Source organism: Pseudomonadota bacterium (genome assembly GCA_016711215.1).
Classification (GTDB): domain Bacteria; phylum Myxococcota_A; class Polyangia.
In genome coordinates this window covers 351562-364478 of the sequence record JADJTL010000002.1, presented here as the reverse complement: position 1 = coordinate 364478, position 12917 = coordinate 351562, and the positions used below count along the sequence as shown (strand labels likewise).

11 protein-coding genes are annotated in these 12917 nt (G+C 68.8%); 5 read left to right on the top strand and 6 right to left on the bottom strand.

The features are described from left to right. Nucleotides 1-8 precede the first annotated feature (8 nt). The 6 genes from IPL40_06595 to gmd all read right to left on the bottom strand — a co-directional run bounded on the left by IPL40_06595 (nucleotide 9) and on the right by gmd (nucleotide 6925). On the bottom strand, nucleotides 9-1253 hold the full coding sequence (locus IPL40_06595; protein ID MBK8480827.1) for a nucleotidyltransferase family protein: 1245 nt from the start codon (nucleotides 1251-1253) through the stop codon (nucleotides 9-11). 3 nt (nucleotides 1254-1256) lie between these two features. After that, nucleotides 1257-2465, bottom strand: coding sequence for a UDP-N-acetylglucosamine 2-epimerase (non-hydrolyzing) (wecB, locus tag IPL40_06590; GenBank protein MBK8480826.1), 1209 nt, complete (start codon nucleotides 2463-2465; stop codon nucleotides 1257-1259). Continuing rightward, nucleotides 2462-3469: an NAD-dependent epimerase gene (locus IPL40_06585; protein ID MBK8480825.1), complete on the bottom strand. Its 1008-nt coding sequence runs from the start codon at nucleotides 3467-3469 to the stop codon at nucleotides 2462-2464. Before IPL40_06585 ends, wecB begins: the two co-directional genes overlap by 4 nt. 25 nt (nucleotides 3470-3494) lie before the next feature. Next, nucleotides 3495-4772, bottom strand: a complete 1278-nt coding sequence (tviB, locus tag IPL40_06580) for a Vi polysaccharide biosynthesis UDP-N-acetylglucosamine C-6 dehydrogenase TviB (GenBank protein ID MBK8480824.1) — start codon at nucleotides 4770-4772, stop codon at nucleotides 3495-3497. 63 nt (nucleotides 4773-4835) lie between these two features. Next, complete coding sequence (locus tag IPL40_06575; protein ID MBK8480823.1) at nucleotides 4836-5804, bottom strand: GDP-L-fucose synthase; 969 nt, start codon at nucleotides 5802-5804, stop codon at nucleotides 4836-4838. Nucleotides 5805-5833: 29 nt separating this feature from the next. Continuing rightward, on the bottom strand, nucleotides 5834-6925 hold the full coding sequence (gene gmd, locus IPL40_06570; GenBank protein ID MBK8480822.1) for a GDP-mannose 4,6-dehydratase: 1092 nt from the start codon (nucleotides 6923-6925) through the stop codon (nucleotides 5834-5836). 283 nt (nucleotides 6926-7208) lie between these two features. On the opposite strand from gmd, the gene gyrA reads away from it, so the two are divergent. From gyrA to atpB, 5 genes are all read left to right on the top strand, one after another. After that, entirely contained in the window at nucleotides 7209-9821 is a 2613-nt protein-coding gene (gene gyrA / locus IPL40_06565; protein ID MBK8480821.1) for a DNA gyrase subunit A, read from the top strand. After that, the gene (gene hemL, locus IPL40_06560; GenBank protein MBK8480820.1) at nucleotides 9818-11131 is read left to right on the top strand and encodes a glutamate-1-semialdehyde 2,1-aminomutase; all 1314 of its coding nucleotides are present in this window, start codon (nucleotides 9818-9820) and stop codon (nucleotides 11129-11131) included. Before gyrA ends, hemL begins: the two co-directional genes overlap by 4 nt. Before the next feature lie 195 nt (nucleotides 11132-11326). Then, nucleotides 11327-11701 (top strand): AtpZ/AtpI family protein, encoded by a 375-nt coding sequence (locus IPL40_06555; protein MBK8480819.1) that lies wholly within the window; start codon nucleotides 11327-11329, stop codon nucleotides 11699-11701. Next, complete coding sequence (locus IPL40_06550) at nucleotides 11592-12062, top strand: ATP synthase subunit I (GenBank protein MBK8480818.1); 471 nt, start codon at nucleotides 11592-11594, stop codon at nucleotides 12060-12062. The genes IPL40_06555 and IPL40_06550 overlap by 110 nt, the downstream gene beginning before the upstream one ends. Before the next feature lies 1 nt (nucleotide 12063). Beyond that, nucleotides 12064-12900 carry a F0F1 ATP synthase subunit A gene (atpB, locus tag IPL40_06545; GenBank protein ID MBK8480817.1) on the top strand — a complete coding sequence of 279 codons (837 nt, stop codon included), beginning with the start codon at nucleotides 12064-12066 and terminating at the stop codon, nucleotides 12898-12900. Nucleotides 12901-12917 lie beyond the last annotated feature (17 nt).

Here is a 12917-nt window from a genome sequence, read left to right as displayed (position 1 = left end):
TTCGAGGTCTAGCCACGGGTTGGGTCGCCCGTCGGACCCCTGGCGCCAGTCGGACCCCCGCCGCCAGTCGGACCCCCGCCGCCAGTCGGACCCCTGCCGGCGGTTGGACCCCTGCCGGCGGTTGGACTCCTGCCGGCGGTTGGTGCGGCTCGCACGGTCGAGCGACCGGCCGTGCCGGCGCGGAGCCAGGGCAAGCGCAGCCCGCGCTCCCGCTCGAGCAACTCGGCCAGTTTGCCGCCCGTGTTCGCCAGCACCGCGCGTGGATGATCGCACTGCAAGAGATCGATCGCCAGGCGGCGTGAGAGCGATGGTTGGTCTTCGCTGCCGATCAGGGCGGATGCGGGGGTAACCCGCGCCAGCAGGGTCGCCAACAAACTTGGCGTCGGCGGCGCCAGCGGCGCAGCGAGCAGGCTGCGCGCGAGCAAGAAGACGCGCCCGAGGGCGCGGCGGGCCCCGAGCGCGCTTGCTCGCCGCCACAACTCGTCCCAATCGAGCGTCGCGTCGCCACGTCGGGCCAGCTCGGCCACGTCGACCAGCCACTTTAGAGCAGCGCGGTAGCGATGAACGGCGAGATGCAGGCTGACCGAGAGCAGTGTATCGATCGGGTCGAGCATCCGCACCGCCGCTCCGCCCTGCACCTTACGGAGGGTGCGCCCGAGGGCCGCTGCATCGAGTGCTGCCCCGCCGTAGGTGACGAAGAAGGGCGTCCAATGCAGCTCGAGCAGCACAGGTGGGCGGGCGCTCCGGGTCAGGGCGTACTTGAGGTGATGCTGATGCCGCAGCGCATGGGCTGGGTCACCGCGGTAAGCGAAGCCAGCCGTCCGGATGAGCGCGTCGACCTCTTCGATCTGCGAGCGCTCCGTCAGCAGATCGATGTCGCATTGTGCCCGCATCCCGAGCTGGGGATAAACCCCGGCCAGCTGCAGGGCGATGCCCTTGAGCGGCACCAGCGCGAGACCCTGACGCTCGGCGCCGGCGCAGAGCGCCAGTGCCTCGGCGAGGAGCGCGCGATTCTGCGCCTGCGCGGCCAGACTATGCGCGGTCAACGCATGAAGCGTGTGCCGGGGCATCGCCGCCGCGCCGCTGTGGGTCGCGATCAACCCGGCGATGCCGCCGCGGATCGCTAGGCGAGTGAGCTCGGACCAGTTGGCCTGGGGGGCCAGCGCCGCGGCGATGCGCGCGTCTGTTTCGGTGAGCTCGACGCGGGCTAGTCGCAGCAGCAACGCCTGGGTTGGGTCGCCGGGCGCGATCAAGGCCTACCCCGCCGGCGGCGTCAGACGCCCTTCAAGCTCGGCAACGATGCGATCAGCGGCCTGGCCGTCCCATAGGGCGGGCACGCGCGCTGGGCCCTCTTTTGCCTCGCGGGCCGCCGCCCAGGCCGCCAGGATGGTTTCTGGTCGCGTGCCAGCCAGCGTGTTGGTGCCCTCGCTGACGGTCACCGGGCGCTCGGTGTTATCGCGCAGCGTCAGGCAACGCACGCCGAGCACCGTCGTCTCTTCCTGCACGCCGCCCGAGTCGGTCAGCACCACCCGGGCGCCGCTGGTCAGCCGCAGGAAATCGAGGTAGCCGAGCGGCTCACAGAGGTGCCAGCGCGGCGCGCCGAGGCTCACGCGGGCCGCCGCCAGCTTGCTCCGGGTGCGCGGATGGACCGGAAAGACCAGCGGCAGCTCCTCCGCGATCTGATCGAGCGTGCGCAGCAGCGCGGCCAGGGCGCTCGGGTCGTCGACGTTGCTTGGCCGGTGCAGCGTCAGCAGGCCGTAGCCGCCCGCTCGCAGCCCGAGCCGGGTCAGCACGTCGGAGCGCTGCGCCTGGGCCTTGGCCGCGAGCAGCGTGTCGATCATCACGTTGCCGGCGAAGCAGAGCCGGTCCTCGCTGACGCCCTCGCGCCGCAGGTTCTCGAGCCCCGCCGGCTCGCTAACAAAGAGCAGGTCGGAGATCGCGTCCGTCAGCTTGCGGTTGATCTCCTCGGGCATGTCGTCATCGCCGCTGCGCAGGCCGGCCTCGACGTGGATCATCACTGGCCGTCGGCGCGTGCCGAGCGCGCAGGCGAAGGGCCGATCGAGCACGGTCTTGGCGGTCACCAGCGCGCAGGCGATGGTGGAGTTGACGTCGCCGACGACGAGCACGGCCTGCGGTTGTTCCGCCTGCACGACGGGCTCGAAGCGGCGCATGATCTCGGCGGTCTGCTGGGCATGAGTGCCCGAGCCGACCTCCAGCTCGAGGTCCGGCCGCGGGATTCGCAGCTCGTCGAAGAAGACGCTCGAGAGCGCCGCGTCGTAGTGCTGGCCGGTGTGGACCAGTCGCGCCGCGAAGGCCGGCCGCTGCGCCAAGGCTCGCATCAGCGGCGCGATCTTGACGAAGTTGGGCCGCGCGCCGGCGACGCAGAGGATCTTGATCGGAGCGTCGGCCGCGCGCAGGGCTGGCTCCGAGGGGCGGCCGGGCTCAGGCGCGATTGCAGGCGTCATACGCGATAGAACTCACGATACCAGGCGACGAAGCGAGCGATGCCCTCGCTCACCGGCGTCGAGGGTTGATAGTCGACATCGCGGACCAGGTCCTCGACGTCCGCGCAGGTCTCAGGCACGTCGCCCTTCTGCAGCGGGAGCAGGTTGAGCTGCGCCTGCTTGCCCAGGCAGCGCTCGAGGACCTGGATGTAGTCGAGCAGCTGTACCGGCTGATGGTTGCCGATGTTGTAGACCCGAAAGGGTGCGCTGCTCGTCGCCGGATCGGGCGCCTCACCGCTCCATTGCGGCGCCGGCGGCGCTTGCCGGTCGAGCACGCGGATCACGCCCTCGACGATGTCGTCGATATAGGTGAAATCGCGCCGATGGTGCCCGTGGTTGTAGACGTCGATGCTCTCGCCAGCGAGCAGCGCGCGGGTGAAGCGGAAGAGGGCCATATCGGGCCGCCCCCACGGGCCATAGACCGTGAAGAAGCGCAGCCCCGTCGTCGGCAGCCGATAGAGGTGGCTGTAGGAATGGGCCATCAGCTCATTGGCGCGTTTCGTCGCACCGTAGAGGCTGAGCGGATGGTCGACGCCGTCATGTACGGAGAAGGGCAGGCGCGTGTTGCCGCCGTAGACCGAGCTGCTCGAGGCGTAGACCAGGTGCTCGAGCTCGTTATGCCTGCAGCCCTCGAGCACGTTGAGGAAGCCGACCACGTTGCTCTCGATGTAGGCGTGGGGGTTCTCCAGCGAGTAGCGTACGCCCGCCTGCGCGGCCAGGTGGACCACGCGCTGCGGGCGCTGCTCGGCGAAGAGCCGCGCCATGCCCTCGCGGTCGGCGATGTCGAGCAGGCAGTTGGTGTAGCCGGGCAGCGCCAGGAGCCGCGCTAGCCGGGCCTGCTTGAGCTTCACATCGTAGTAAGCATTGAGGTTGTCGAGGCCGACCACCTCGTCGCCGCGCGCGAGCAGCCGCAGCGCCACGGCCGACCCGATGAACCCCGCGCTACCGGTTACCAGCACCTTCATCGCCAACGACTCTCCGCTCCTCGTGCTACAGGCGCGCGTCGACGGCGCTCGCCGGCAGCACCGACTTGACGTCGAATAGCACGCAGCGCGCCTTGCCCAACGCGCGAATTCGGGCCGCGCCGAGCTCGAGGAACTGCTTATGCGCCACGGCCACGACGATCGCGTCATAGCGACCCTCGTGCAGCTCGTCGATCAGCTCGAGGCCGTACTCGCGCCGCGCCTCCTCGGCCTCGACCCAGGGGTCGTAGACCTCGACCTCGGCGCGGTACTCGCGGAACTCGTTGACGATGTCGATAACGCGCGTGTTGCGGATGTCGGGGCAGTTCTCCTTGAAGGTGAAACCCAGCACCAGCACCTTCGCCTGCACGGTCTGGATCTCGCGCTGGCTCATCATCCTGATCACGCGGTGCGTCAGGTACTGCCCCATGTTGTCGTTGATATGCCGCCCGGCCAGGATCAGCTCGGGTCGATGGCCGACCTGCTGCGCCTTATAGGTCAGGTAGAAGGGATCGACGCCGATGCAGTGGCCGCCGACCAGCCCGGGCCGGAAGGGCAGGAAGTTCCACTTGCTGCCGGCGGCCTCCAGCACCTCGACCGTGTCGATGCCCAGGCGGTTGAAGAGAATCGCCAGCTCGTTGATCAGCGCGATGTTGACGTCGCGCTGGGTGTTCTCGATCACCTTGGCGGCCTCGGCCACCCGCAGGCTGCTGGCGCGGTGCGTGCCGGCCGTGATGATCCTGCGGTAGAGGTTATCGATCAGCTCGGCGGCCGCAGGCGTCGAGCCCGAGGTGACCTTGACGATGTCGGCCAGCCGATGCGTGTGGTCGCCGGGGTTGATGCGCTCCGGGCTGTAGCCGACGAAGAAGTCACGGTTGAAGACGAGGCCCGACTTGGCCTCGAGCAGCGGCACGCAGACCTCCTCGGTGCAGCCCGGATAGACCGTCGACTCGAAGATGACGACGTTATCGCGCTCGAGCAGCTCGCCGACCGTGGCGCTGGCTGCGCGCAGCAGCTCCATGTCTGGGATCTTGTGGTCGTCGACCGGCGTCGGCACCGCCACGATGTAGACGTTGCAGCTGGCCAGGTCGTTGACGTCCGCCGTGACCTTGAGCTGCGCGGCAGCCGCCAGGTCCTGTTCGGTGACCTCGAGCGAGCTGTCGTGGCCCGCGCGAATCTCGGCCACGCGGTCGGCGCGGCGGTCGTAGCCCCAGGTCGGCAGGAGCCGCCCAAAGGCCGTCGCCAGCGGCAACCCGACGTAGCCCAGGCCGATCACGCCCAGTCGCACCTCTGATAGTTCGAGCATGGTTCCCTTCCTCTTGCGCGCCGCGGGAGTCTAGTGATTCTCAGCGCCCTTGGCCAGCCGCGCCTAGCCCCGTGGGCCCGTTTCGCCGCGCGCGTCAGTCTGGCGCCCCTGCTGCGCGACGAACCACTGATAGGTGCTGGTAATCCCCTCGCGCAGGCTCGTCCGCGCGCGCCAACCCAGCGCGTGCAGCCGGCTGACGTCGAGCAGCTTACGCGGGGTGCCGTCGGGCTTGCTCGTGTCCTGCAAGATCTCGCCCTCGAAGCCGACGATCTCGGCCACCAGCTCCGCCAGCGCGCGAATCGTCACGTCCTCTCCGACGCCGATGTTGAGCAGCGCGGTGCTGTCGCTCTGCTCGAGCAGATAGACGCAGGCATCCGCCAAATCGTCGACGTGGAGAAACTCACGGCGCGGGCGGCCGCTGCCCCAGATCGTCACCGAGCGCAGCTTGGCCAGCTTGGCCTCGTGGAAGCGGCGCAAGAGCGCCGGGAGCACGTGGCTCGAGCTCAGATCGAAGTTGTCATGGGGACCGTAGAGGTTGGTCGGCATGACGCTGAGGTAGCGCGTGCCGTACTGGGCGTTGTAGGCCTCGCAGAGCTTCAGCCCGGCGATCTTGGCGATGGCATAGGGCTCGTTGGTCGGCTCGAGGGCCCCGGTCAGCAGAGCCTCCTCGGTGATCGGCTGGGCGCAGTCCCGCGGGTAGATGCAGCTCGAGCCGAGGAAGAGCAGGCGCTGCACGCCGTGGCGGTAGGCGGCGTCGATCAGGTTGGTCTGGATCTGCAGGTTGTCGCGGATGAAGTCGGCGCGGAAGGTGTTGTTGGCGAGGATGCCACCGACCTTGGCCGCCGCGACGATCACGAACTCGGGACGCTCCGTCGCGAAGAAGCCCTCGGTGGCGGCCTGGCGACGCAAATCGAGCGCTTCGAGCTCGCGCGTGACGAGGTGGGCGTAGCCGCGCGCCAGGAGCTGGCGCACGATCGCTGAGCCGACCATCCCGCGATGGCCAGCGACATAAACCCGCGCATCGGGCGCCAGGCGCCGCGGCTCGATGGCCGTCGCTCTCGTCACTCCGTGCCCTCCTCATAGGCCTGGTGGCCGGCCGCGCGCAGCGTCAGCAGACGCCGCGCCGCCTCGAGGTCGTGGTCGACCATCCGCTCGACCAGGACCTCAAAGGTCGTGCGCGGCTGCCAGCCGAGCTGGGCCTTGGCCTTGCTCGGGTCGCCGATCAGCAGATCGACCTCGGTCGGGCGGAAGTAGGCCGGATCGATCTCAACCAAGACGGCGCCGGTGTCGGCGTGCAGGCCCTGCTCCTCGACGCCCTGCCCCTGCCAGCGCAGCGGCAGGCCGGCCCGCGCGAAGGCCAGCGTTACGAGCTCGCGCACGCTATGGGTCTCGCCGGTCGCGATCACGTAGTCGTCCGGGGTCGGCTGCTGCAGCATCAGCCACATCGCCTCGACGTACTCCGGCGCATAGCCCCAGTCGCGGCGCGCATCGAGGTTGCCGAGGTAGAGGCGCTGCTGCAGGCCCAGCGCGGTCCGGGCCGCGGCCCGCGTGACCTTGCGCGTGACGAAGGTCTTTCCGCGCCGCTCGCTCTCGTGGTTGAAGAGGATGCCGTTGGAGGCATGCAGGCCATAGGCCTCACGGTAGTTGACCGTGATCCAATAGGCGTAGAGCTTGGCCACGCCATAGGGCGAGCGCGGGTAGAAGGGTGTCTGCTCGCTCTGCGGGACCTGCTGCACCTTGCCGTAGAGCTCGCTCGTCGACGCCTGGTAGAAGCGCGTCCGCAGTCCCGTGTCGCGGATCGCGTCGAGCAGGCGCAGCGTACCGATGGCGTCGGTTTCTGCGGTGTACTCGGGCACCTCGAAGGAAACCTTGACGTGGCTCTGGGCCGCGAGGTGGTAGATCTCGTCCGGGCGCACGGCCTCGATCAGCCGCGACAGATTCGACGAATCGGTCATGTCGCCGTAGTGCAGGCGCAGCCGGCGGCCGCTGACGTGCGGATCTTGGTAGAGGTGCTCCAGCCGCCCGGTATTGAACGAGCTCGATCGGCGGACGATGCCGTGGACGGTGTAGCCCTTCTCTAGCAAGAGCTCCGCCAGGTATGAGCCGTCCTGGCCGGTGATGCCGGTAATCAACGCGCACTTCGTCGTGCTCATGCCGTTCGCCTCGTCGCTAAGGGGTTCAGGGCAGAGTGCGCGGCACTCTACTTGCTGAGGGCCGGCGCAGCAAACCTGCTGAGGGCCGGCGCGGCGAAGCTCAGCGCGTCGGAGGCAGCGCTGAGGCCGCGCGTCGACCCAGACGCGGACTGGCCTGGAGGCACGCCGCGGCCGGGTTCGATTGACCTTTAGAGGGATTCGCGCTATGAAGTCGCGCGCCCGTTCCATGGGCGATTCCGTCGTGATTCTGTACCCTTAGTCCACTGCCGAGGTCCCTTCGAGTATGTCCGATTCGACCCAGTCCGGGACGCCGCCGCCGGAGGCGCCGCTCCCCCAGCGCACGCTGCACACGACCATCGAGGACGAGATGCGCTCGTCGTTCATCGACTACGCGATGAGCGTCATCATCTCGCGCGCCCTGCCCAACGTTCGTGACGGTCTCAAACCGGTGCATCGCCGCATCCTCTATGCGATGCATCAGCTGCGGAACTTTCATAGCCAGCCCTACAAAAAGTCGGCGCGCATCGTCGGCGATGTTATCGGTAAGTATCATCCGCATGGCGACTCGGCGGTCTACGAGGCGCTCGTGCGCATGGCGCAGGACTTCTCGCTGCGTTATCCGCTCGCCGACGGCCAGGGCAACTTCGGCAGCATCGACGGCGATCCCCCGGCGGCGATGCGCTACACGGAGATCCGCATCGCTCGCATCGGCGAGGAGATGCTCTCCGACATCGAGCAGGAGACCGTCGACTGGGCGCCGAACTACGACGAGAAGGAGCTCGAGCCCGTCGTCCTCCCGGCGCGTATTCCCAACCTGCTGATCAACGGCACGCAGGGCATCGCCGTGGGTATGGCGACGAACATCCCGCCGCACAACCTGCGCGAGGTGCTCGACGCGACGATCGCGCTGATTCATAACCCCGAGCTCTCGCTGGCGGAGTTGCTGCAGCTCCTGCCGGGGCCCGACTTCCCGACGGCTGGCTTCATCTACGGCCGGGCCGGCATCCTCCAGGCCTACCAGACGGGGCGCGGCTCGATCGTCGTGCGCGCGCGGACGGAGATCGAGGATCTCCGCTCCGGCAAGCAGGCGATCATCGTCACCGAGCTGCCCTATCAGGTGAACAAGGCGCGGCTGATCGAGCGCATCGCCGAGCTGGTGCGCGAGAAGCGCGTCAGCGGCATCACGGATCTGCGCGACGAGTCCGACCGCGAGGGCATCCGCGTGGTGATCGAGCTGCGCCGCGACGTGATGCCCGAGGTGATGCTGAATCAGCTCTATAAGCTGACCCCGCTGCAGGACACCTTCGGCGTCAATTCGGTGGCGATCGTCGACGGTCGCCCCGAGGTGCTGCGCGTGATCGACGTGCTGCGCCACTTCGTCGACCACCGCCGTGACGTGGTGACGCGCCGCTCGGCCTATCAGCTGCGCGAGGCGCGCAAGCGCGAGCATATCCTCGAAGGGCTGAAGATCGCGCTCGATCACATCGACGAGGTGATCGCGCTGATCCGCGCCGCGGCCAGCCCGGTCGTCGCCAAGAGCGGTTTGGTCGCGCGCTTCGGGCTCTCCGAGCTGCAGGCGCAGGCGATCCTCGAGATGCGGCTGCAGCGGCTGACAGGGCTCGAGCGCGACAAGATCCTGCAAGAGCTGCAAGAGCTCCGCGAGCGGATCGCCTACCTGCTCGGGCTGCTCTCGGACGACGCCAAGCTGATGGCGGTGGTGGTCGCCGAGCTCGAGGAGCTGAGAGAGCGCTATGGCGACGCACGGCGCACGGAGATCGTCGAGGCCTCGGGCGAGATTCAGCTCGAGGACCTGATCGCCCAGGAAGATATGGTCGTCACCGTGACGCACAGCGGCTACGTCAAGCGGGTGCCGATCAGCGAGTACCGCGCGCAGCACCGCGGCGGCAAGGGCGTGACCGGCGTCACCACGCACGAGGAGGACTTCGTTCGTCAGCTCTTCGTCGCGCATAGCCACGATCACCTGATGATGTTCACCTCGATGGGACGCGTCTATGTCCGGCGGGTCTACGAGCTGCCGCACGCGCCGCGCACCTCGCGCGGCAAGGCCATCGTCAACCTGCTCGAGCTGCGCGAGGGCGAGCGCTTCGACCAGATGCTCGCGCTCAAGGAGTTCGCCGCCGGCCGCTACGTCGTGATGGCCACGCGCCGCGGCGTGATCAAGCGCACCGAGCTGATGGAGTTCGCGAACGTCCGCAGCACGGGGATCATCGCGCTCGACCTCGTCGACGACGACGAGCTGATCGACGTGCGGCTGACCGACGGCGAACAGCATGTGCTGCTCTGCACGCGCGGCGGGATGGCGATTCGCTTCCCCGAGAGCCAGCTCCGGCCGATGGGCCGGACCGCGCGCGGGGTGCGTGGGATCAGGCTCGGCGCGGACGATCGGGTGGTCGGGATGGCCGTGCTCGACCCCGAGAGCGCGAGTGACGTGTTGACGGTCTGCGAGGGGGGCTACGGCAAGCGCACGCCGGCGGCAGAGTTCAGCGCGCAGAATCGCGGCGGGCTGGGGCTGATCGCGATCAAGGCCAATGAGCGCAACGGCCCGGTGGTCGGCTCGCTGGTGGCGATCGAGAGCGATGAGGCGATGCTGGTGACGCAGGCCGGCAAGGTGATCCGCATGCCGGTGCGCGACATCTCGCAGATCGGCCGTAACACCCAGGGCGTGCGGTTGATTCGCCTCGAGGAGGGCGAGCGTGTGGTCGCCGTCGACGGGTTGGCCGAGCGCGACGACGAGGGCGGGGACGAGGGCGAGGACGCGGACGAGGGCGAGGCCCGGGACGTGGGCGCGGACGAGCGCGGGGCGCGAGTCGCCGAGGGCGACGAGGGCGAGCGCGTCGTCGCGGCGGAGGCGGGTGAGCCGGAGCCGACCTCATGAGCGCGGGGGACGAACGATCGCGGGCGCTGGCGGCCCGGGCGCAGCGGGTGATCCCTGGGGGCGTCAATAGCCCCGTGCGCGCCTTCCGCTCGGTCGGCGGCGAGCCGCTCTTTCTCGCGCGGGCGGCGGGCAGCCAGGTGTGGGACGTCGACGGCAACCGCTTCGTCGACTACCTCGGTTCGTGGGGGCCGATGCTGCTCGGCCACGGTCGGCCGGAGATCCTCGCGGCGATTCACGCGGCTGCCGCGGACGGCGTGAGCTTCGGCGCCTCGACCGAGCGTGAGGTGCTCTTCGCCGAGCTGCTGACCCGCATCGTACCCGGCCTCGAGAAGGTCCGACTGGTCAACAGCGGCACCGAGGCGTGTATGAGCGCGGTGCGCGTCGCGCGTGGGGCTACCGGTCGCGACCGCATCGTCAAGGTCGCGGGTGGCTACCACGGGCATGCCGACGGGCTGCTCGTGCGCGCCGGGTCCGGCGCCGAGACGCTCGGAATTCCCGACTCCGCTGGCGTGCCTGCCGGCACGGCCCGCGACACGCTGGTGGTGCCCTTCAATGATCTGATGGCCGTCGAGGCGTTGTTCGCGCGCCATGGCGCCTCGATCGCGGCGATGATCGTCGAGCCCGTGGCCGGCAACATGGGTACGGTGGCGCCGCTCCCGGGCTACCTCGAGGGCCTGCGGCGGATTACCACGGCGCACGGCGCGCTGTTGATCTTCGACGAGGTGATGTGCGGCTTCCGCGTCGCGCTCGGCGGGGCCCAGCAGCGCTACGGCGTCGCGGCGGACCTGGTCTGTCTCGGGAAGATCATCGGCGCGGGTTTACCGGTCGCGGCCTACGGGGGACGGGCGGCGCTGATGGACTACGTCGCGCCGAGCGGCGCGGTCTATCAGGCGGGCACGCTCTCGGGCAACCCGCTCGGGGTCGCAGCCGGTCTGGCGCTGCTCACGCTGCTCGAGCGTAGCGACCCCTATGAGCAGCTCGAGCGCTACGCTGCGGTGTTGGCGGCCGGTTTGACTGCGATCGCGCAGGAGCGCGGGCTTCCGCTTTGCGTCAATCGTGTCGGTTCCATGCTCACCCCCTTCTTCTGCGAGGGGCCGGTGACGGACCTGGCCTCGGCGCAGCGCAGCGACGTGACGCGCTTCAGCGCGTTCCACCGCGCGATGCGAGCGCGTGGGGTGTTGCTGCCGCCCTCGCAGTTCGAGGCCGCCTTCGTCTCCGCGGCGCATCGGGACGAGGATCTGCGCCTGACGCTCGAGGCAGCGCGTGAGGCGTTTGCTGCCGCTGCCGGCGCTGGCAGCAGCGGGAACTGAGCGCGGCGCCCAGCAGCGGCGAGCGCTGCCCCGGCGCGTTGACCTGCCAGCGGCGCCCGTGCTAAGCGACCGGCCGTTGCCGGCCTCGCGATCCAAGCGCGCCGCGCAACGTTGGCCGCGCAACGTTGGCCGCGCAACGTCGCGAAACGACGGTTTGAGCTACCGGCGCGAGATGACGACGCAAGCACGAAACGGGTGAAGCAGGCCGAGAAGACCGGCGACGGGCGCGCAGACGAACCGGCAGCCTGGGTTCAGGCGTTGCGCATCAGCACGGTCGGCGTCGAGTTCGGTGTCGGCGCCGTGCTCGGCTATCTGGGTGGCCAGTGGCTCGACGAGCGCTGGAAGACGGCGCCCTACCTGACCTTGGTCGGCTTGCTGCTGGGCGTGGCCGCGGCGTTTGCCTCGTTGTTTCGCCTCATGCGCGAAGCGCAGCGCCGGGAGGCGGAGCGCACCGAGAACGGTGATCTTGGCGACGGTGATCTTGGCGACGGTGATCTTGGCGACGGTGATCTTGGCGACGGTGATCTCGATGACGACGATGATGCAGCGCGAAGCCCCCGCTCGCATTGAACGACTGGCCCTGCTGCTGCTCGCGGCTGCCGTCCCACTGCTGCTGCTGCTGCAACGCAGCGGGCTGGCGCTCGGTGCTGCGGCTGGCGGGCTGCTCGCCGTGCTCAACTTCTGGCTCCTGCGCCGGCTGCTGGCGGCGCTCGTGGCCAGCAGCCGGCCGTGGCAGCAGACAGCCCTTGCGGGCGTGATGGTGCTCAAGTTTGCGGCTGTCGGCGGAGCGCTCTGGCTCGTGCTCCGGCTGGTCCGCGTCGACGCGCTTGGCTTGCTGCTCGGCAGCTCGGCGGTCGTGCTGGCGATCATGATCGAGGGTTTCAGGCTGGCGCGCCGCGGCGACGCGACGGCCCTCCCGCGGGGTCTTTGAGATGGGTGGTCACGACACCTGGTTCAGCTACCTGCCGGGTTACTTCAACCTGCAGGAGTATGCCGCGCACTACCTGCACCGCGACGCCGTGGTGCGGCACTGGCCCGAGTGGGCCCGCCAGGTCGTCGCCGTGGCCTTCGGCACCGAGACCTCGTTCTCGATCGCTCACGTCTGCATCGCGCTCTTCGTCGCGCTCCTGCTCAGCGCGCTGGCCCTGCGCTTCGCCTGGGACCTCCGTCGGGCCAACCCTGACCGCATCTTGCCCTCGCCGCGCTTCGGCGCGCGGAGCTTCTTCGAGCTGGGGATCGAGGCTACGCTCTCGATCGCCGAGGGCGTGATGGGGCGGCACAATGCCGAGCGCTTCCTGCCCTTGATCGGTAGCTACGTCTTCTTCATCCTCTGCAACAACTTGATTGGTCTGGTTCCAGGCTTTCTTCCACCAACCGATACGCTCAAGACCAACCTCGCGCTCTCGCTGCTGGTGCTCGTGGTGACGATCGGGGTCGGCTTCAAGGAGCAGGGCTTCGGCTACCTCAAACACTTCCTCGGACCGGTCTGGTACGTGGCGCCGCTGATTCTCGTGATCGAGGTGATCAGCCAGCTACTCGTGCGGCCGCTCTCTTTGGCGATCCGCTTGATGGGCAACATGTTCGCCGACCACACCCTGCTCGGCACGATCCAGCGTCTGACGGTGCCGCTCGCGCTCTTCGTCGTGCCGGCGCTCTTTCCGCTGCCCTTCTATGTGCTCGGTTTGCTCGTCTGCGTGGTGCAGACGTTGGTCTTTTCGCTGCTCGGGATGATCTATATCGGCGAGGCTGCGGCGCATGAGGCGCATTGACGCGACGCCCTGAGGGG